This is a genomic window from Eubacterium sp. CAG:156, from assembly GCF_000434315.1.
In the GTDB taxonomy this organism is placed as follows: Bacteria; Bacillota; Clostridia; order Lachnospirales; family Lachnospiraceae; genus Eubacterium_U; species Eubacterium_U album.
This window is the reverse complement of record NZ_FR878165.1, coordinates 26,595-47,626: the sequence shown is the minus strand read 5'-3', so window position 1 is coordinate 47,626 and position 21,032 is coordinate 26,595. Positions and strand designations below refer to the sequence as shown.

15 protein-coding genes are annotated in these 21,032 nt (G+C 33.5%); 5 read left to right on the top strand and 10 right to left on the bottom strand.

The genetic code is table 11. The features are described 5' to 3' along the window. Window positions 1-13: 13 nt before the first annotated feature. The 4 genes from pth to ABMA45_RS07175 all read right to left on the bottom strand — a co-directional run bounded on the left by pth (window position 14) and on the right by ABMA45_RS07175 (window position 3,636). Window positions 14-568, bottom strand: coding sequence for an aminoacyl-tRNA hydrolase (gene pth / locus ABMA45_RS07190; protein ID WP_022089210.1), 555 nt, complete (start codon window positions 566-568; stop codon window positions 14-16). 324 nt (window positions 569-892) lie between these two features. After that, window positions 893-1,165, bottom strand: coding sequence for a septation regulator SpoVG (gene spoVG, locus ABMA45_RS07185; RefSeq protein WP_022089209.1), 273 nt, complete (start codon window positions 1,163-1,165; stop codon window positions 893-895). 81 nt (window positions 1,166-1,246) lie between these two features. Then, window positions 1,247-2,365 carry a glucose-1-phosphate adenylyltransferase subunit GlgD gene (gene glgD / locus ABMA45_RS07180; RefSeq protein ID WP_022089208.1) on the bottom strand — a complete coding sequence of 373 codons (1,119 nt, stop codon included), beginning with the start codon at window positions 2,363-2,365 and terminating at the stop codon, window positions 1,247-1,249. After that, on the bottom strand, window positions 2,365-3,636 hold the full coding sequence (locus ABMA45_RS07175) for a glucose-1-phosphate adenylyltransferase (RefSeq protein ID WP_022089207.1): 1,272 nt from the start codon (window positions 3,634-3,636) through the stop codon (window positions 2,365-2,367). Before ABMA45_RS07175 ends, glgD begins: the two co-directional genes overlap by 1 nt. Window positions 3,637-4,047: 411 nt before the next feature. Between ABMA45_RS07175 and murC the strand changes: the two genes are divergently transcribed. The 4 genes from murC (at window position 4,048) to ABMA45_RS07155 (ending at window position 9,130) form a co-directional block, all read left to right on the top strand. Next, window positions 4,048-5,430 (top strand): UDP-N-acetylmuramate--L-alanine ligase, encoded by a 1,383-nt coding sequence (gene murC, locus ABMA45_RS07170; protein WP_022089206.1) that lies wholly within the window; start codon window positions 4,048-4,050, stop codon window positions 5,428-5,430. A gap of 352 nt (window positions 5,431-5,782) precedes the next feature. After that, on the top strand, window positions 5,783-6,937 hold the full coding sequence (locus ABMA45_RS07165) for a DnaD domain protein (RefSeq protein WP_022089205.1): 1,155 nt from the start codon (window positions 5,783-5,785) through the stop codon (window positions 6,935-6,937). A 10-nt stretch (window positions 6,938-6,947) separates the two neighbouring features. Then, window positions 6,948-7,940 (top strand): ATP-binding protein, encoded by a 993-nt coding sequence (locus ABMA45_RS07160; protein WP_022089204.1) that lies wholly within the window; start codon window positions 6,948-6,950, stop codon window positions 7,938-7,940. Between the two features lie 20 nt (window positions 7,941-7,960). Beyond that, window positions 7,961-9,130: a ribose-phosphate pyrophosphokinase gene (locus tag ABMA45_RS07155; protein ID WP_022089203.1), complete on the top strand. Its 1,170-nt coding sequence runs from the start codon at window positions 7,961-7,963 to the stop codon at window positions 9,128-9,130. A 357-nt stretch (window positions 9,131-9,487) separates the two neighbouring features. On the opposite strand, the gene ABMA45_RS07150 is transcribed toward ABMA45_RS07155, so the two are convergent. The 6 genes from ABMA45_RS07150 to ABMA45_RS07125 form a co-directional block, all read right to left on the bottom strand. Beyond that, the gene (locus tag ABMA45_RS07150; RefSeq protein ID WP_022089202.1) at window positions 9,488-9,844 is read right to left on the bottom strand and encodes an Hpt domain-containing protein; all 357 of its coding nucleotides are present in this window, start codon (window positions 9,842-9,844) and stop codon (window positions 9,488-9,490) included. A 128-nt stretch (window positions 9,845-9,972) separates the two neighbouring features. Then, window positions 9,973-11,880: an ATP-binding protein gene (locus ABMA45_RS07145; RefSeq protein WP_022089201.1), complete on the bottom strand. Its 1,908-nt coding sequence runs from the start codon at window positions 11,878-11,880 to the stop codon at window positions 9,973-9,975. After that, complete coding sequence (locus ABMA45_RS07140) at window positions 11,877-12,941, bottom strand: metallophosphoesterase family protein (protein ID WP_022089200.1); 1,065 nt, start codon at window positions 12,939-12,941, stop codon at window positions 11,877-11,879. Before ABMA45_RS07140 ends, ABMA45_RS07145 begins: the two co-directional genes overlap by 4 nt. Before the next feature lie 17 nt (window positions 12,942-12,958). Beyond that, window positions 12,959-15,067 (bottom strand): hypothetical protein, encoded by a 2,109-nt coding sequence (locus ABMA45_RS07135; RefSeq protein WP_022089199.1) that lies wholly within the window; start codon window positions 15,065-15,067, stop codon window positions 12,959-12,961. A gap of 114 nt (window positions 15,068-15,181) precedes the next feature. Beyond that, on the bottom strand, window positions 15,182-17,137 hold the full coding sequence (glgB, locus tag ABMA45_RS07130; RefSeq protein WP_022089198.1) for a 1,4-alpha-glucan branching protein GlgB: 1,956 nt from the start codon (window positions 17,135-17,137) through the stop codon (window positions 15,182-15,184). 22 nt (window positions 17,138-17,159) lie between these two features. Further along, complete coding sequence (locus tag ABMA45_RS07125) at window positions 17,160-19,457, bottom strand: hydratase (RefSeq protein WP_022089197.1); 2,298 nt, start codon at window positions 19,455-19,457, stop codon at window positions 17,160-17,162. Between the two features lie 355 nt (window positions 19,458-19,812). Between ABMA45_RS07125 and ABMA45_RS07120 the strand changes: the two genes are divergently transcribed. After that, on the top strand, window positions 19,813-20,943 hold the full coding sequence (locus ABMA45_RS07120) for a glycosyltransferase (protein WP_022089196.1): 1,131 nt from the start codon (window positions 19,813-19,815) through the stop codon (window positions 20,941-20,943). The last annotated feature ends 89 nt before the right edge of the window (window positions 20,944-21,032 follow it).

The window sequence follows — 21,032 nt, the reverse complement described above, 5'->3', positions numbered from 1 at the left end:
ACATTATTTTAATTTAGTTATATTTGTTCATTGCAGTCTCAATATTTTCTAGAATCATTACTTCAGCAGCTGATGCAGCGTTTCGTACCGCTTCATCTACGATTTTTCTTTCCTTGCTACCGAATTTTCCTAACACGTGATTAACCAAATCTCCCTGATTTTCACCTACTCCAACTTTTATTCTCTTAAAGTTTTGTGTACCGGTATGGGCTATTATACTTTTTAGTCCATTGTGACCACCGGCACTTCCTTTAGCTCTTATTCTTATCTTCCCTACATCTAGACTGATGTCATCTGCTATTATTATTATTTCCTGTTGTGGGTCTAATTTATAAAAATCCATTACTTCTCTTACAGATTCCCCACTATTATTCATATATGTCTGTGGCTTTACAAGTATGACCTTTTCATTTCCTATCATTCCTATTCCACAAAGTGCCTTATGTCTTCTTGTATTTACCTGAACTCCCATCTGAGATGCTAATTCATCTATTACATCAAATCCTATATTATGTCTTGTCTTGTCATATTTTTTGTCCGGATTTCCAAGTCCTACTATTGCGTACATGTATTTTCTCCTTTATTTTTATAAATTTTTTCTAAAAACCTTCTCATTTATTACTATCTCTTTATCTTTAACATTTTATTATTATTATAGTTTACCCTTTATTGCTCTTTATTTAAAGACTTTTTGGCAATAAATTAATTTAAACTGCACACAATTTTTTATACATATGACTATTGTGCATAGCACTTCGATGCTACTTTGCTTCTTCTCAGCGATTATACATTCGCCAAATTTCTAAAATTGTGTATAATTAAAAATGGCATAACCACAATCGGGCATGCCATTTTAAGATAATAACTATTTTTATTCCAATTTACATTATGTCTATTCTGGATCTGGTTCTAACAATGCTTTTTCATAAGCTGCTAAAACAATTTCCTGAATTGAATTACGAGTCTGTGAATTGATTGGATGAGCAATATCTCTATATTCTCCATCTGCTGCCTTACGACTAGGCATTGCAATAAACAATCCTTTTTCACCTTCTACTACTTTGATGTCGTGAATAACAAATTCATCATCAATTGTAATTGAAACAACCGCTTTCATCTTGCTTTCTTTTGTCATCTTTCTGACTCTTACATCTGTAATATTCATATTTTTGCCTCCTCATTGTTTTGTAGAACATTACTTTTATTTTTACGCATCAATCATCACATATCAATGCGTCAAATACTTTTATAACCCGTATCTAAAGTTACGCTCTATTATAATTTTAGGTTCACTTTCATGATTAATTATTTCTGTATTAGGTTTAATTGTTCCGTGACTTTCAACGATACAGTTTTCAAGATGTACGTTGTCTCCAATATAAACATCATTAAGTATAATACAATTCTTTATCGTACTGTTATTTCCGATGTAAGCCTGTTTAAATACAACCGAATCATCTACTTTTCCATTTACTATGCATCCGCCTGAAATTAAGCTGTTGCTAACATCTGCTCCCGGATTATATTTTGCCGGTGGTAAATCTTCTACCTTTGAATATACATCCGGATATGTTCTAAAGAAATAATTTCTAACTTCCGGTTTGAGGAAATCCATGTTTGTATTGTAATATCCATCAACTGTAGAAATATTCCTCCAATAATCAGTTGTCTTATAAGAGTAAATCTTACGATTATTCTTATTTCTCTGTATAATGTCAGATACGATATCATATCTGTCCTCTTCCATACACTGTTCAATCAACTGGATGAGTAATCTTCTTCTAATTACATATACCCCTGTTGAAATTAAAGTTCCATCACTTTCAATTGGCTTTTCTTCAAATTTTACAATACGTCCATCATCATTAGTTGTTACTACTCCATAATTAGATACCTTACCATCCGGTAAATCTGTTGTAACAATTGTTATATCTGCATTCTTTTCAATATGATATTCTAATACTTTATTGTAGTCTAACTTGTAAACTGCATTAGATGATGCAATAACTACATATGGCTCATGGCTCTTCTTAAGGAATCCTATATTCTGTGCAATTGCATCTGCTGTTCCTCTATACCAGAAACCATTGTCAGATGTAATTGACGGAGTAAATACATATAAGCCTCCCTGCTTTCTACCAAAATCCCACCATTTTGATGAACTAAGGTGCTCATTTAATGACCATGCGTTGTACTGTGTAAGTACAGCTACTCTCTGAATATGAGAATTACTCATATTACTCAAAGCAAAATCAATAGCTCTGTAACTACCTGCTATTGGCATTGCCCCTACGGCTCTTTTTGCTGAGAGTTCTTTTAATCTGTTACTGTTTCCACCTGCTAAAATAATTCCTATCGCTCTCATTAAATTTCACCTGCCTTAATTATATAGTCTCCTGATTCAAGTTTTCCGTCAGGGTAATCGCTAATTACAGTCTTACCTGATATAGCTACATTTCTTCCAACTGTAACATTGGATGGTATGGTTGAATTTTCACCAATAACTACTAAATCACTGGCATAAACTCTTGTATCAAGTTTACTATCTGCATACTCACCCGTTCCGATTGTACATTTTTCACCGATAACGACATTCTCTGCAATGATTGCCTTGTCCACTACAGTTCCTTTCTTAATAACCGTATTGTCCATAATAATTGAATCCCTAACTATTGCTCCTTCTTCAATTACAACATTGGCACTGATTACTGAGTTAGATACATTACCATGTATCTCACATCCGTTGCCTATGATACATCTTTCTACAGATGCCTCCTTGGCTACATACTGTGGTGGCAATGAACTGCTCTTAGTATATATTTTCCAAAATTCTTCATATAAATTAAATTCAGGTACAATATCTATTAATTCCATATTGGCTTCCCAATATGACTGTAATGTTCCTACATCTTTCCAATAGCTTGAATATTCATAAGCAAAAATTCTCTGTTCCTTATCAAAACAGTATGGAATTACATGCTTACCAAAGTCACAATTAGGCTGATTCTTAAGTGCTAAAAGTGCTTCCTTAAGTACATCCCAACTAAATATGTAAATACCCATTGAGGCTAAATTGCTCTTAGGTACAGGTGGCTTCTCCTGAAACTCTGTAATTCTGTGATTTTCATCTGCAATTACAACACCAAATCTACTTGCCTCCTCAATAGGAACCGGCATAACTGCAATTGTAATATCTGCATTGTTGGCCTTATGGTAGTCAAGCATAACTTCATAGTCCATCTTGTAAATATGGTCACCTGATAAAATTACTACATACTCAGGATTATAGCTCTGCATATAATCAATGTTCTGATATATAGCATTAGCTGTTCCTGTATACCAATCTGTATGCTCACTTCTTTCATATGGAGGTAATACTGTTACTCCTCCGATATTTCTATCTAGGTCCCATGGAATTCCAATGCCAATGTGGGCATTAAGTCTTAATGGCTGATACTGTGTTAATACACCTACAGTATCTACACCTGAATTAATACAGTTACTAAGTGGAAAATCAATAATCTTGTACTTGCCTCCAAACGCAACCGCAGGCTTAGCTACCTTGGATGTTAAAACTCCAAGTCTGCTTCCTTGTCCGCCTGCGAGTAACATGGCAATCATCTCTTTTTTAATCATGTCGTTCACCTCGCTGCTAATTTTATAAAGTAGTTAAATTATACCATTTAATCGCCCATATTTAAAGGATTTTCTTTGATTTTTTTATTACATTTTTCTATATACGAAACGTTTTTATTTAGTTTTTTGTACATTTTCAACAATTTTCGTCATATTATTGCAGTTAATTTCTAATTTGTCTTTTTTTTAACAATTCTTTTAATGTCATAATCTTAAATTTTTCCTTTTATTTTCTTTTTTTTAAGAGTATACTTATAAAGCAAATAGGAGAGTTTAGCCTTTATTTTTCAGTAAATATGGCGTTTTTTCAGTAAAAAATAATTACTTTCTTATAATATTGAAAACTTTTATTTTGTTACTACTTAATATAAAGTAACCAAAATTTATTACTTATTAAAAGAGGTATCACAAATGTATATTTTAAATTTTAACGAACCATGTAAATTACATTTTACGGGAATTGGTGGAATCAGCATGAGTGCTTTAGCAGAAATTATGTTATCAAGACATTTCACTGTTACAGGTTCTGACAATCAAAATTCACAGATTACAGCACATCTTGAATCATTAGGTGCAAAAATTTTCTACGGTCAGCGTAACGAAAATGTTTCACCTGACACTGATGTACTTATTTATACAGCTGCGGTAAAAAATGATAATCCTGAATTAGTAGCTGCAAGAGAATATGGGATTCCAACATTAACACGTGCAGAGTTTTTAGGACAAATGATGAAAAATTACGATGTTGCAATTGGTGTTTCAGGAACTCACGGAAAAACCACTACAACTTCAATGATTTCACAGATTTTACTTCAGGCAAATACTGACCCTACTATTTTAGTCGGTGGAATTATGCCTGCAATCAAAGGTAACACCAGAGTTGGTCACTCAGGAACAATGATTACTGAAGCCTGCGAATACACAAATAGCTTCTTATCATTTGCACCAACTGTAGGCATTATTTTAAATGTTGCCGCAGATCATCTTGACTTCTTTAAAGATTTAGATGATATTCGTCATAGTTTTAGAAGATACGCAGAATTGCTTCCTGCTAACGGAGCTTTAATTATCAACGGAGACATCGACAATCTCGAATATTTTACAAAAGACTTAGACTGCAAAGTTATTACTGTAGGTTCTGAAGAATCAGGCAGTATGTACACTGCAAAAAATATTACATTTGATGAATTTGCTCATGGAAGCTATGATTTGTATGTTGAAGGAGAATTTAAGCACAGAGTTACTTTAAAGGTAACAGGTATGCACAACATTTATAACTCTCTTGCAGCAATTGCAACTGCTCACTTTTTAAATATTGATAAAGAAGATATTCTTAATGGTCTTGAAGCTTATGGCGGAACTGACAGACGTTTCCAATTCAAGGGCAAACTTGGTGATATAACTATTATTGATGATTATGCTCATCATCCTGATGAAATTACTGCAACGCTTAAGACTGCTGAACATTATCCTCATAAAAAGTTATGGGTTGTATTCCAGCCTCATACATATACAAGAACTAAGGCTCTACTTCCTGAGTTTGCAAAAGCATTATCAGAGGCTGACGCTGTTGTTCTTGCAGATATTTATGCAGCAAGAGAAAAGAACACTTTAGGAATTAGTTCTAAAAATTTGGCTGATGAAATAGAAAAATTAGGTACTGAAGTACATTATTTTCCAACTTTCGATGAAATTGAAAATTTTTTATTAGAAAATTGTAATGATAATGACTTATTAATAACTATGGGTGCCGGAGATGTCTATAAAATCGGCGAAAAGCTGCTAGGTAAATAAAGTTATTAACACTATCCGTAAAAATGTGGTAAAAAGTTATCAACATTTTTACGGATTTTTAGTTTACATAACATTTTGTATTTTTAAACCTGATAAATGCCCTATTTAAAGCCTTTTTACAATTTTCGACAAATTATTTTCGAAAGTTATTCACATTATTAACATTATTAACATTTGCCTGAACCCCTTTAAAAATGGGCGTTTCAGTGTTTTTCAACCCTTTTCAAATAAAATTTATTGTGCTATACTTTGTCTTGCTTGAGAGAGAAAAAGGATTTTGACCTTTATTATTTTTTTGCTTTCTCAAGAAATTGGTTTACATAACATTTTGAGAATTTGAGAGGTTTTTATCATGGGTAAGTTAGTTATAGATAGAGGGAATTTTACAGATTTAACATCAGTATCTAATCTTTTTATTGATGAATATATGCCAAATGCCAATGGCGAATTTGTTAAAATATATTTATATCTTTTAAGATTAGTTTCCGGACATTCTACTGAAATAACAACAGATGCTTTGGCTGATCTTTTATGTTTTACTGAAAGTGATGTTGAACGTGGGTTATCTTACTGGGAACGCCTCGGTCTTATTTCTCTTTCAAGAGATGAGGACATGCATGTTAACGGAATTCGCATGGAAGCATATACAACTAATAAATTTTATGTTAAATCAATATTAAACTCTTCAGGAAGCCAGGTTTCAGCAAGAGCTGTTGGCGATACTTTTTATGGCAATTATGAAGACGTTAATTCTGAGCCTGCATTAATCGAAAGTATTGCACCTGCAAATGCAATTCCTGCCAAGCACAAATATACTTCTAAAGAAATTTCCGCATTCAGCAAGGATCCAAGGGTTCAGCAGTTAACATTTCTTGCCCAAACTTATCTTGGTAAGACATTAAACAGTAATGATGTTAATTCTATTTTATATATGATTGATGGTTTAAATTTATCTTCTGATTTTATAGAATATCTTATGGAGATGTGCATTTCATCAGGAAATAATACTTTAGGCTCTATCGAAAAGTCAGCTGTCAACTATTATAAACGTGGAATTACAACTATTGATGATATTAAATTTGATACAAAAATCAGGAAATCAATTTATAAGAGTGTCTTTAAAATATTTGGATTAACTGACCAGAACGCAGCAAAGAAGGATGTTAATTACATTTCTAAATGGACAGAAACTTATAATTTTTCAGAAGATATTATTGTTGAAGCTTGCAACCGTACAATGGAACATACCCATACAGCAAGTTTTCCTTATGCTGACACAATCCTTAAAGGATGGTATAATAACGGTATTACAGAGTTATCACAAGTTGAACAGTTAGATGAAGAACATGCTAAAGAAGTTTCTGAGAAGTTTTCATCTCTTCAGGCTTCTAAGGCTTCTAACAAATCATGCTCAGCAAGTCTTAAGAAGTTTAAAAACATGGACGAGCGTACATACGATTCTATTGAGTTAGAAAAAATGTTACTTTCATCTACAAATAGAAAATAGGTTTTAAATTATGGGTTTAAAAAGAGAACAATACGACGTTATTAGCAATATGTATAATATGCGCCGTTTAAACAATAAAATTGAATTAGAAGAGAGAATTGCCAAGGTTTATGAAAAAGCCCCTGAAGTTGAAGAAATAAGCCACCAGATTAGTTCTTTGGCCATTTCAGCCGGAAGGAAAGCTTTAGCCGGGGATTCTTCAGCAGTTGATTCACTAAAAAGGGAATTAGTCTTATTAAAAGATGATAAGAAGGCTGCTTTACTTGCCGCCGGTTTTCCATGTGATTATCTGGATGAGATATTTACATGCCCTGACTGTAAAGATACAGGTTTTATAAATGGTGAACCATGCCACTGCTTTACTAAGGCTGTTGTTGAGGAATTATACTCACAATCTAACTTAAAAGAGATTCTTATGCGAGAAAACTTTGACAATTTTAACTTTGACTATTACAATAGTGGCGAAGTAGATTCTATTACGGGAAAAACTCCTCTTGAAAATATTGAGGATGTTGTTGACCATTGCAGGTATTTTATTAAGAATTTTAAAGACAGTCATGAAAGTCTTTTGATTTATGGGAATGCAGGTGTTGGCAAGACTTTTCTAGTTAACTGCATTGCTAAAGAACTTATAGAACAGGCTTACTCTGTTATTTATTTATCTGCAGTTCAATTATTTGACCTGTTGGCTGATTTATCATTTAACAGCCACAAATCTACGGGAAATAAACATATTAGTATGAGAGAACTTCTAAGCTGTGATTTATTGATTATTGATGACCTTGGCACGGAAATGGCTAATTCATTTACTGCCTCATCACTTTTCAATTGCCTTAATGAACGCCTTATACGTCAAAAATCTACTATTATTTCTTCAAATCTTTCAGTAGATGAATTGAAGCAAAACTATACTGAGCGTATTTTTTCACGTGCAGTTGGCAATTATACTGTTATGAAGATTTTTGGCGATGATATAAGAATAAAAAGTAAATTTAACAATTAACACACGGAGGAAATCTAAAAATGTCTAACAAAAAATTTATCGAATCTATCCCTGTAGGTCCGCTTGCAATTGTTGCTTTACCTGGAAGTAAAGCTCTCGGAGATAAAGTTGATGCTTATATTTCCGGATGGAGAAGCGAAAGACTTGAAGCTAAAGAATCACCTATTACCTTCAAAGGATATGTTAAGGATTCTTATCTTCTAAACGTAAGCGTTCCTAGATTTGGTACAGGCGAAGCAAAATGCGCTTTAAAAGATACTGTACGTGGTTGTGACCTTTACATCATTGATGATGTTACTAACCACAGTATCGAATACACAGTATGCGGTCAAAAGAATCATATGTCTCCAGATGATCATTATGCTGATATCAAGAGAGTTATCGCTGCTGCAAGTGGTAAGGCACGTAAAATTACAGTTATCATGCCTTTCTTATATGAAAGCAGACAGCATAGACGTTCATCTAGAGAATCTATGGACTGCGCTGTAATGCTTCAGGAATTAGTAAATATGGGTGTTGATAATATTATTACATTTGACGCTCATGACCCTCGAGTTAATAATGCAATTCCTATTAGTGGATTTGAATCAGTTATGCCAACATATCAGTTCATTAAAAACCTTTTAAGAAATGTTCCTGATATTAAACTTGATTCTGATCATTTAATGATGATCAGCCCTGATGAAGGTGCTATGGGAAGAGTTGTATACTATGCAAACGTTTTAGGTGTTAACATGGGTATGTTCTACAAACGTCGTGATTATACAAAGGTTGTAGATGGACGTAATCCAATTGTTGCACATGAATATTTAGGGGATTCCGTTGAAGGTAAAGATGTTTTAATTATTGATGATATGATTTCTTCCGGTGATAGTATGTTAGACGTAGCTAAACAGCTTAAGAAGAGAAAAGCAAACAGAGTATTTGTTGCTTCTACATTTGGTTTATTTACAAATGGTTTAGAGAGATTCGATGAAGCTTATGAACAGGGATTAATTTACAGAGTTATGACTACAAACAGTATTTACCAGACTCCAGAGCTTCTTGAAAAAGAATGGTACATCAATGTTGATATAAGCAAATTTACAGCTTTATTCATTGACAGATTAAACCATGACGCATCAATTAGTGACATCTTAAACCCAATTGATAAGATTACTAAAAAGATTAATGAATATAATAATAAATAATTGAATTAATTTACTATAATATTAAACTGTTGTGTTTACAACCATAGTTGCAAATGCAACAGTTTTTTTAATACAAAAAACCTTCAAAAGATTATATTGAGGAAATTCCAAAGAACAAACTTTTTGGATATATCATCTCATATCTCTTGAAGGTTTTATTTTTATGTATTAATTTTTTATGTATTATTTTTTATGCATTAAATTGTTATGTATTTATTCTTTATCTCTTGTACAAATTGCTCTGTTCTAGCCGTTTTGTTTTAATTAATTATAATTCTGTCGGAATTAATTATAGTCAATTCCAGTTCTTTCTGTTGCAGTTAGCTATAATCAATTACAAATCTGTTGCAGTTAACTCTAGTTCTGTTCTGCGAATTCTTTAAGTACGCTTATTGTCATTTCGTACTCTTTTTCTACATCTTTAAACATTTCATCACAGCCTTCAAGCTTTCCTGCTCTTAACTGTTCAGTAAGCTTTGAGCTTGCTTCATATAACTTGTCAAATCCAAGATTAACACATACACCCTTTAATGTGTGTGCTGCCCTAAATGAATCATCCAAATTTTTGCCTGCTAATGCATCTTTTAAGTTCTGGAAACTTGAATCGTCTAAAAACTTAATTGCAAATTTTTTGATTATCATTTCACTGCCTAATCTTCCTAGGACTTTTTCATAGTTTGAGTCCATCTTTTCGTAGCATTCTTTTGTGGTCATAGTCTGTTCCTCCTATTTAACCTGTTCAATTTTATTTCCTGTTTTTGTAAACCCAATCCCCACAAATTTATTACATTACCAATCTCATTATTTATTATTTAAATTGATTAGCATGTAGCATCTACTAATCAATCTAATTTCTTCAAGTGATAATCAAGTCCAAGTTTGTCCGCCATAACCTTTTCTCTTGTATGACATGAGAACACTATTACCTGGTCAAGATTTTCTGCCATAAACTTCATTGTGTTTCCCATTCGTTTATTATCGTACATTGCAAAAGTATCGTCAAGCAAAATAGGTTTTGTATCGTTTTCAAATATTATATCTGCTGCTGCAAGCCTTAAAGCCATGTAAATTTGTTCAACAGTTCCCTTACTTAATTTAAAAGATGATATTAAAGCATTTCTACCATTAACTGAAACATTTAAGTTATCATCTATAACAATATTGTTGTATTTTCCATTTGTAATCTTTGACATATAGCAGGAAGCCTTTTCGTTAAGTCGTCTTCCAAAACTGTTTCTAACTTCATAAGCTATTTCTTCAATTTCTCTTTTAGCATTCTCTAATGCTCTTATTTCAATCTCTGCATTTTTAATGGATTGAAGTTTTGCTTTTAAATTCTCTATATGCTTTTCTAATTCAATATCCTGTTCCTGCTTCTGCTCTAATACACCTTGCTCTTTTCCAATTTTTTCCTTAAGCACTGCATATTCTTCATCAAGTTCTTTTATCTCTTCACTATAATCATCGCTTGATAATTCTGATTCTTCAAGATTTTTTAAAGATTCTTTAGCTACACTTAAATTAGCTCTTCTGTTATCAAGTTGACGCTCTGTATATGTTTTTTCATTATTTAATGCATCTAACTTATCCATGATAAGTTTAGTTTCTTTTAAATTTTCAGCAAGTCTTTCTTTGCTCTTTACATTCATAAAAAACTTAACAATTGTTGCTATTAAAAATGCTAATGCTAATCCTGCCGGTATTCCAATTTTTAAAATGCCTTTGCTTGAAAAATCAAGTAATTCAGGATTTGCCATAAACATACCTATTGAACATCCAAGGCATACAACTGTTATAAGGGCGAACACAATTGGTATATTTGTCGCCTTATTTAAGGCGTTGCTTACTCGTTCCATTACTTCCCTTGTTGGAATTCCTTTTGACTCTAACTGCTTTTCCATTTCTCCCTTTTGAGCCGTTATCTCTGTCAAAGTTCTTGAAGCCTTATCAATTTCATGGTTAAGCTGCATTATTTCATTGTAAAGATTTTCTTTTCTGGCACTGTATTTTGTCATTTCTTCTAATCTGACAGCATCCTTTCCTGCCAAATCCTGCTTTTTTGCCAGTAACTCCGCTTCTTTACTCCTGTCTAAATCAATTTCAGAAATTATTGTATCCTGCTCTCTTTTAGACATCTCTATTTCTTCTGCGGTTTCTTCCATATCACGAATTACTGATTCTTTAGAACCTACTTTATTTTCGCTTATTATTTCTTTACGCTCAGCATCAAGACTTGTCAAAGCCTGTTTCATATCAATTTCCATAGACTTTGTTGAACCTAGATTTGCTGCGTAGTTCTTTAATATATTTTCTAATTCTTTATCAGTTGCACTTCCAATCTGGCTTATGCTAATTGTGTTATAATAACAACTTTCATCTAAGCCTCTAAACAACTGCTTTATTTCGTTGTCATCAAGTTCTCTTCCAAGGTCCTCATCTATGACACGAAATGATTTTTCATTTTTATTAAAATTTCTTTCAAAACGATAGTCCTTACCATCGTTTTCAACTCGCATCATTCCACGATATACTTCAGGATTAATCCATGGTTCATATTTGGTATATGTATCTTTTCCGCTGGCTTTTCCACGCTGTTTATCTATACCAAAAAGCATTCCTCTTATGAATGTGTGTATTGTTGTTTTTCCGGCTTCATTTTCACCATAAACAATGTTTAATCCTCTTTCGAAATGAATTTCCGTATCATGAAATTTGCCAAAATTAATCAATCGAATATCTTTTATTATCATTGTTTGTCCTCCATAGCCTCAAGTAACGCCTTAACCCCATAGTATAAGGTCTTCTGCTGTATTGGAGAGAGAACATCCTGGTCGATATATTTTTTAATAAACATTCCTAACAGATTATCTTTATTTCTTTCATATAATTCTTCAAAATCATAGTCAGGCTCTGTTCGGTCCATTACGGATACTACATTTCCTACCTGAGCCAGACCTTCTAAGTCAATATCAAAATCAGGATTTCTATAACCTACTATTGTTACTTTATATATATTATCTCTACCTTCTTTTTCTATAAATTCCATAAGAGTGTGTCGCAGTTCCATATTTGTAGCATTTGTAGTTACCGTCATTTCCGCATGTTTATATTCTCTCTTAGAAAAAGACTGGAATCTTATATTCAAATTCTGCTTAGTTACTTCTCCATATATAAATCCTCTAGGGCCTATTTCATTTACATCAATAGGTTCAAGGGAACCTGAATATGCCATTCTGTTAGCTTCATCCAAATCCGGAATGTGAATGTGTCCAAATGCCACATAGTCAAATCCCTCAAGCATTATCTTTCTTTTATTAATAGGAATATGCTTATCATCACCACCGTGAGCTACAAGAATGTTAATCCTATATGGATTTTTTATTTGTATATCATCATACAGCGGTTCTGTTATCTCATTTTTATAATAACTTAATCCATACACATCAACGCCCAAATCATCTATAGGCACACAATCTACTGTTTTGCTATCAAGAAAATAAACATTCTTATTCCATTCAAAATTTCTATAAAACGAACCTTTTTTTATTGCATCATGATTTCCTGCACACAACACAACCTTTGTATCCGGAATCGTTGAAAACAGGTAGTCTACCTCCTTCAATTCCCTTAACAATGGCTGTCTATGGAATAAATCTCCTGCAATTATAAGTAATTCTATTTCATCTTCCTTAACTTTTTTTATTAATCTTTCAAATGTTCCCCACATTTCATCTCCCCTGTGGACTGCCCAATCCATTTTACTTTCCGGCGTTGCCCCTAGATGAATGTCGGCTGTGTGTATGAACCGCATGTTGAATGATTCTCCTTTTATTCATAATTTTCTTCAAACGTCCAAATTTTTTGTCCATTATAATCTGTAACAAGGCCTTTATTTGTCTTCGCTACTGTTTCTGCCTCATTTTGATTATAATATATTCCAAATAAATTTCCACCCGCATATACAAAATATTGGTCCTGTGCTGCAGGCTTTATTATTGTATTTACTTCTGTTGATTTTTTGTATTTAATGGAAGCTTCCTCTACTTTTAATTCATTCTTTCCACTTAACTGGTTTACAAATGAAATTGCAAGTTCTTTAAGCTTTAATGTATCCGCAAAATAACTTGATTTTGTCTTTGTTTCTAATTTTTCAGTATTATCTATAAGTTGATCATCAGAAATAGCTTTGCCCTTCTTTTCTCTCTTCATGTTAATAATAGTGTCTGTTATTTCAACACCTGTAATAACTGTATTGTCAGAAGAATATGAAGTTATTTCGTTATAATCTTTGTCTATAATTTTTAAAGTATCTATACGCATACTGTCCGAAACATTCTCAGGTTTTGTTATACCATAGATAAGATTGTTTCCTGTATATCCACACGCTGACAGCTTTTCGCCATTTTCTCCTGTAAGTTTTTTCTCCTTACCTGTCGTCAAATCTATTACCGTAATACTATCACTATTCATTGTTGTCAAATCGGTATTATAAGCAATTGCTGTTTTTGACTGATTTATCGCATAAGAACCGTCAGGCATATTTTCAACAATTTTGCCACTTTCCTTTGTTCCTATATTAACATAATATAAACTGTTATCTAACATGAAATAAATTGTTCCATCGTTTACATAACATAATTTGTGAATCTGTTTGTCAATCATCTCTGCAGGCTGGCTAAATGGAATAAACAACAATTCTTTACTTTCATTACTTTCTTTATCATAATGAAATACTGAAATACCATTTTCTCCTAAATGTTCATTACTTGGACTGTATCCATAAACCAGGAAATTGGCATTGCCTTTATCATCTGTCTGAATCATTTTTGCCTTTGTCATTCTGTTTTCTGACACACTTTTGGCATCAAGTGCAAATAATTTTTTCATTCCATTTGATGTTAAATCCATTGTATAAACATCGCCATTAATTTCAAATCCAATGTACTGTCCATTTTCACTTTCAGCAACGTCTATTGTTTTCTGATTCTGGATTCCTAAATCTATAAAAGCTTTTCCAACATTGTTGTCATTTGCTTCCCATACCTGATTTATTTCTCTATTATAATTCAATACATAATTTTGTCCTGAAAAAGTCCATACAACTATTGTTTCTGATACGTTATATGTTTCTTCAACACCTTCTGCATTGCTTGCTTTCACTTGATATTCTAGTGTATATGTTCCTGCTTCTCCGCTGTCTTTGATGCAAAACTCTTTTGCTGAAACATTTATCTTTCCCTGAAGTTCAGGTTTCATTTCACTCCACTGCAACATTTTATAACTTGAAGATAATGTCGTATATCCCAAATCATCATTTTTCAAATCTTCATCAGGCTCTAAATATGTCGCAATATTTAATTCTGTATCCTGTCCTAATGTGCTACTGCTAAACTGCTTTGCAAACGCAATCTGTCCATCTACAAAACTGTCATTCATTACCATGACTCTTGTATAGTAGTATATATTTTCATTATTATTTGTTTCCAATGTTAAAACAAGCTGATATTCCTGTCCCGACTGTAAAATAGCACTGGCATTTATTTCATACAATGTAGTCTTTTCTGTATTTTCTGTCTGTTTTGCTTCCCCATTGTCTATTAATCGGGAATCTTCCGTGCTTCGCACTTCATACTTCATTCCGACAATTGTTCTGCCATTATTTATTATTTTTACAGGTATCACACGACTACTTTCCACCGGAACAATGTTGTCTCTTATATAGTTACTTCCTACTTCTGTTTTATATCCTAATATTGATGCTATCTTTTCTGAGCCATAATATGCATCTACTTCAGGAAGCAATTCGTGTTCATTTGTAGTATGATTATTCTTTGTATCCGATGATTTATCAAATACTTTACCTCTTGTAATACCAAAAACAGCAAGTGTAACCAGTAATATAACAATTACAATTGCTACAACATATCTTTTTTTCATTTTATGTCTCACTTTCCCATTCCAATATGCCGAAATTTTATTTGCTTAAATACGACTTCAGACGGGAAGCTATTTCTCCCCGCCTGTTTCGTATTCATAAGGCACTTCGCCCATTTATTTTTTATTTACAGCTTTTTTACCCTTAGTGCTTTTTGCATGGCTTTTTCTTGCAGCTGCTACTTTTGGGAATTCAAATATAACTGATTCAAATGGATGTAATGGCATGTCCAAACTATATGGCATTCCGTCACATTCACCTTTTTTAGCTTTATATTTTACTTCCTTTGTTTCTCCTGCTTCTGTTGTGAGAAGTCGTTTGTAGGTGCCTGCTTTAGGAACTCCCACTCTGTAATCTTCTCTTGCTATAGGAGTAAAGTTTGTTACAAATCCTATTGCATTCTTATAATTTTCTTCTCCTGTCTTTCTTATAAAACTAAAGATACTTCTATCATTATCATTACAGTTTATCCATTCAAATGCATCGTATCCTTTTGTTTCAGTATACATTGCAGGATATTTTTTGTATAAATGTAATAGTTTTTTAACATATTCATGTAAATCTTTATGTTCAGGTTCTTCCAGTAAATACCAGTCAAGACTTCTTGCTTCTGACCATTCCTGAAGTTGTCCGAAATCCTGTCCCATAAACAATAATTTTCTACCCGGATGTCCAAACATAAATGTATATGCTGTCTTTAAGTTCTTAAACTTATCTGCAGGATATCCAGGCATCTTGTTTAACATTGAACATTTAAGATGAACTACTTCATCATGTGATAACACTAATATGAAGTTTTCACTAAATGCATATGTTAATCCAAATGTCATTTTATTGTGGTTAAATTTCTTGAAATATGGGTCTAATTTTACATATTCAAGGAAATCATGCATCCATCCCATGTTCCATTTATAAGAGAATCCAAGTCCACCGTCTTTAGGGTCCGCAGTTACCTTTGGCCATGCTGTCGATTCTTCTGCAATTATATATGCCTGTGGATTTCTCTGTTTCATAATACTGCTTAAGTGCTTAAAGAATTCTATTGCCTCTAAGTTCTTATTATCGCCGTATTTATTTGGAACCCATTGACCGTCCTGTCGTCCATAGTCTAAATATAACATTGATGCTACTGCATCTACTCTAAGGCCATCAACATGATATTTTTCCACCCAGAATAATGCATTTGCAATTAAGAAGTTAACTACTTCTGTCTTTGAGTAATCAAATATCTTTGTTCCCCAATCAGGGTGTTCTCCTTTTCTTGTGTCCGCATATTCATATAATGGAGTGCCGTCAAACATTGCAAGACCATGTGCATCTTTTGGAAAATGTGCCGGTACCCAGTCGAGTATAACACCAATTCCTGCCTTATGGAATTCATCAACTAAATGCATAAATTCTACAGGCTTACCGTATCTGGCTGTTGGAGCATAATATCCTACAACCTGATATCCCCATGAGCCATCAAACGGGTGTTCCAATACGCCCATTAATTCTACGTGTGTATAACCCATATCTTTTACATATGCTACAAGTTCTTTTGCTAATCTCTTGTAATCATAGAATCCGTCTTCGTCGTTTTCATCTACAAAGTCTTTTTTCCATGAACCCATATGTACTTCATATATTGACATCGGTTCTTCGTAGTGGTTTTCCTTTTTCTCATGCCATTTTTTATCTTTCCATGTATAGTCTTCAATATTAGCTACTTTAGATGCATTTCCAGGTCTCTTTTCTGACCAGAATCCATACGGATCAGATTTGTATAAGGTGTCACCATTCTTTGTTGAAATAACGTATTTATACATTTCACCTTCGCCCACACCCGGAATGAATAGCTCCCAAATTCCTGAGTCATTTTCCATTTCCATATTGTGGTCAAATCCTATCCAATTGTTAAACTCACCTACTACGCTGACGTTAACAGCATTTGGTGCCCACACTGCAAAATACGTGCCCTTTACTCCGTCTATCTCCATTAAATGGGCTCCTAGTTTGTTGTAGATTTCATAATGTGTACCTTGTCCAAACATATAACAATCGTCTTTTGTTATTATTTTTTTATATTCCATATGGGCCCTCCGTTCGTCTTATTTATACTCTGTTATAATTGATTAAACATCCTTTTAAGATTATTTCTCTTTCGTCATCTGTCATTTCTCCAAGCTTCAATGTTATTTCTTTCTTTTCCGTTCCGTTCATTACATAAGCTGTGATGTCAGACTTCTTTTCCTTAATTGCATTTGCAATATCAGGTACAAAGATGTAATCTCCTTTCGCAAATGGTAATTCCATATCTTCATAGATAAATGGAAGCATTCCCCAGTTGATAAGGTTTGAACGATATCTCTTTGTTGCATATTCATGTGCTATATTTGCCCATCCGCCTAATACTTTCTGACAACTTGCTGCCTGTTCTCTTGCTGAACCATCTCCAGGCTTAACTGCATATATTGTACTTCCGATTCCAACTGTTTCTTTGTTTATATTCATTTCAGGGAAGGCTTCTTTTAAACCATTCCATACTTTTCCAAATTCATCTGAGTGTTCGCATGGGCATTTGCCTGAAACACGAATCTGTTCTGCCTTCTGAACATCCTTTGCATTCTTAACATATTCAGGATCTTTTCTTGATAATGTAAATTCTGCCAATCCAAGAGGATTTGAACGATATGATGATGTTTCTCCTGAAGGAATTAATTCATCTGTTGTTGTTACAGGGTCATGAATTTCTGAAACTACCTTTAACAATAAATTATCTGTTAAAGCTTCCATTTTTGGCCAGTCCTTAATATTAGGTCCAAATTTAATTTCTGTATCAGGGTCTGCAACTCCGTGTGAATCAAATACTCTGTTAGCGTAAATTGAGCTGTCAAAGTGATATGTTCTTCCTTTATATTCAACATCCATATCTGTTGCTGCTGTAAGGTATCCCTTATTAGCTGCTGTTGCTGCAATTGAACGTGCATCCATAAGAGCAACTGATGAAATCTGTCCATTCTGTAACTTAGAACCTTCTCTGTTAGGGAAGTTTCTTGTTGAATGTCTGATACTAAATGCGTTGTTTGAAGGTGTATCTCCTGCTCCAAAACATGGTCCGCAGAATGCTGTCTTCATTACACCGCCGGCTTCCATAATGTCTGCTGCACATCCATTTTTAATTAATTCCATATATACAGGCATTGATGCAGGATATACGCTTAACGTAAATTCATCTGAGCCAATGTTATTGCCTTTTAAGATATCAGCTGCTGCACAGATATTTTCAAATCCACCACCTGCACAACCTGCAATAATTCCCTGTTCTACATAGAATCTGCCATTTCTAATCTTATCCTGTAATGAGTATTCAACCTGTCCGTCTAATGATACTAATGCTTTCTTTTCAACATCGTGTAAAATGTCTGCAAGGTTAGCATTTAACTCATCAATTGTATATGTATTACTTGGGTGGAAAGGCATAGCTATCATTGGTTTAATCTTGTCTAATTCAACATATACCATTCCATCGTAATATGTTACTGCTCCAGGATTTAATTCTTTATAATCATCTACTCTTCCGTGAATGTCGTAGAATTCTTTAATCTTTTCATCTGTTCTCCAAATAGATGAAAGACATGTTGTTTCTGTTGTCATAACGTCAACACCAATTCTGAAATCAGCACTTAAGTTACTTACACCAGGTCCAACAAATTCCATTACTTTATTGTTTACATATCCATTAGCAAATACTTCACCAATAATTGCAAGAGCAACGTCCTGAGGTCCAACTCCCTTTGCAGGTGCTCCTGTCATATAGATACCGATTACACCCGGCATGTTAATGTCATATGTCTGAGATAATAACTGTTTGACTAATTCAGGTCCGCCTTCTCCCATTGCCATAGTTCCCAAAGCACCGTAACGTGTATGAGAATCTGAGCCTAAAATCATCTTTCCACCGCCTGCAAGCATTTCTCTTGCAAACTGATGAATTACTGCCTGATGAGGTGGTACATAAACTCCACCGTATTTCTTTGCACATGTAAGTCCAAACATGTGGTCATCTTCATTAATAGTTCCACCTACTGCACATAAACTGTTGTGACAGTTTGTAAGTACATATGGTATTGGGAATTTCTCTAATCCTGAAGCTCTTGCTGTCTGGATAATTCCTACGAATGTAATATCATGTGATGTCAGTTTATCAAATTTAATCTGGAGTTTTTCCATGTTTCCAGATGTATTATGGCTGTTTAAAATGTTATATGCCATTGTATTCTTAGCTGCTTCTTCTTTTGTTAGATAATTCTGGCCTAATTTTGATTTTAAAATTTCTTCAGAATCGTCCCCAACTTCAATTACTTCGTTACCGTTTAAAAGGTAAGCTCCACCTTTACTTAATGTAATCATTATCGTCCTCCTAAATGCCATTAAATATACATATCAATCTCAGAATGTATTTCAGTTTATTATACATTTTTTTAGCCTTTTATGCAATGCCGACGGACGTTTGTCTGCATTAATAATTGATGTTTTTAACCATAATAGACACATTTCTAATTCACGTCGAATTTCTTATATTGTAAATTAGCAGTTTTTGTTTTATATTACTTTCTAAAGGGAGGGTCTAAATAGAGAGTTTGTCCTTTTATTTTGTGAAGTAAACTCTTGTTTTATAATACTTAGTTTCATCGCTTGGTTTATTTTTGACTGATTTATTCGAAATTAAACCTTTATTATGTATTTAGTTTTATGGAGGGGTTTTATGATTATTGCAATGGTATGCGATTTCTTAGGTGAGGAAAACAATGGTACCACCATTTTTTGCTACAATTTAATTGAATGGTTAACAAGACACGGACATTCTGTAAATATTATTTGTCCGGATAAAGACAAGTCTGATATAAATTCATGTTTTGTTGTTCCTCAAAAAAAGCATTTAACTAGTATTGAAAAGCGTTTTGCCAATCAGGGGCTTGTATTTGCGAAGCCAAAGCGTTCTGTTATTAGGAAGGCTGTTTTGGGAACAGATGGGGTTTTAATAATTACGCCATTTTCTCTTGGAAAATATGTTACAAAATACGCTTTGGAGCACCACATTCCTGTAATGGCGACTTTTCAATGTCAGGCAGATTCGCTTATTCGTCCTATTCGAATTGGTTCCAAAGATAAATATAAAAAGAAAATTTACAAACAATTTTATGAACAGGTATACAAATATTGTCAGGCTATACATTTTCCATCTGCGTTTTTATGCAGAGATTTTGAAAAATATATCGGATACACTCCTCATTATATTATTTCCTCGGGAATTAGTTCTGATTTTAGCAAAAAAGTATCATGCCACAGACCTGTAGACAGCAATTTTAGAATTATATATATTGCACGTTTATCTAAACACAAAAATCACAAAGTACTAATTAACGCTGTAAACATGAGTAAATATAAAAACAGAATTCAACTTATTTTTGCGGGTGATGGAGATTACAAATCTTCAATTGAGCGTGACGCCTGCGGACTTATAAATCAACCTATTATTCGTACATATTCAAGGCCTGAATTATTAGAAGTTATTGCGACTTGCGATTTATATGTTCATGCTGCAAGCGAAGAAACTGAGGGCATTGCCTGCCTCGAAGCGGCCACATGCGGACTTGTTCCTATCATAAACGATTCACCTAATTCCGCCGCTCCTGCTTATGCAATAGATGAAAAAAATTTGTTTAATTATAACGATGCTGCTGACCTTGCTGAAAAGATAGATTATTGGCTCGACCATCCAAAAGAACGTGATGAAAGAAGTTTAGAATATCTTGATTTCACAAAAAAATACAGTTTAGCCGAATCTATGAGTGCCATGGAAAAGATGTTTAAGCTTGTAATTTATAAGCAGTGATTGCTTGTTTTTTAGCTGGATTTGTGCCATGGTGGAAGTGTTTTTGGATTGACTTAAGATTAAAAACAGAGGTGCATTGGCAATCGCCA

What these genes read in the sequence shown, in the direction of transcription:
- ABMA45_RS07145 (WP_022089201.1), bottom strand. Translation starts at nt 11,880, where the DNA reads ATGATAATAAAAGATATTCGATTGATTAATTTTGGCAAATTTCATGAT.
- ABMA45_RS07135 (WP_022089199.1), bottom strand. Translation starts at nt 15,067, where the DNA reads ATGAAAAAAAGATATGTTGTAGCAATTGTAATTGTTATATTACTGGTT.
- ABMA45_RS07125 (WP_022089197.1), bottom strand. Translation starts at nt 19,457, where the DNA reads ATGATTACATTAAGTAAAGGTGGAGCTTACCTTTTAAACGGTAACGAA.
- ABMA45_RS07175 (WP_022089207.1), bottom strand. Translation starts at nt 3,636, where the DNA reads ATGATTAAAAAAGAGATGATTGCCATGTTACTCGCAGGCGGACAAGGA.
- spoVG (WP_022089209.1), bottom strand. Translation starts at nt 1,165, where the DNA reads ATGAATATTACAGATGTAAGAGTCAGAAAGATGACAAAAGAAAGCAAG.
- ABMA45_RS07155 (WP_022089203.1), top strand. Translation starts at nt 7,961, where the DNA reads ATGTCTAACAAAAAATTTATCGAATCTATCCCTGTAGGTCCGCTTGCA.
- ABMA45_RS07120 (WP_022089196.1), top strand. Translation starts at nt 19,813, where the DNA reads ATGATTATTGCAATGGTATGCGATTTCTTAGGTGAGGAAAACAATGGT.
- pth (WP_022089210.1), bottom strand. Translation starts at nt 568, where the DNA reads ATGTACGCAATAGTAGGACTTGGAAATCCGGACAAAAAATATGACAAG.
- ABMA45_RS07165 (WP_022089205.1), top strand. Translation starts at nt 5,783, where the DNA reads ATGGGTAAGTTAGTTATAGATAGAGGGAATTTTACAGATTTAACATCA.
- glgD (WP_022089208.1), bottom strand. Translation starts at nt 2,365, where the DNA reads ATGAGAGCGATAGGAATTATTTTAGCAGGTGGAAACAGTAACAGATTA.
- ABMA45_RS07160 (WP_022089204.1), top strand. Translation starts at nt 6,948, where the DNA reads ATGGGTTTAAAAAGAGAACAATACGACGTTATTAGCAATATGTATAAT.
- ABMA45_RS07140 (WP_022089200.1), bottom strand. Translation starts at nt 12,941, where the DNA reads ATGCGGTTCATACACACAGCCGACATTCATCTAGGGGCAACGCCGGAA.
- murC (WP_022089206.1), top strand. Translation starts at nt 4,048, where the DNA reads ATGTATATTTTAAATTTTAACGAACCATGTAAATTACATTTTACGGGA.
- glgB (WP_022089198.1), bottom strand. Translation starts at nt 17,137, where the DNA reads ATGGAATATAAAAAAATAATAACAAAAGACGATTGTTATATGTTTGGA.
- ABMA45_RS07150 (WP_022089202.1), bottom strand. Translation starts at nt 9,844, where the DNA reads ATGACCACAAAAGAATGCTACGAAAAGATGGACTCAAACTATGAAAAA.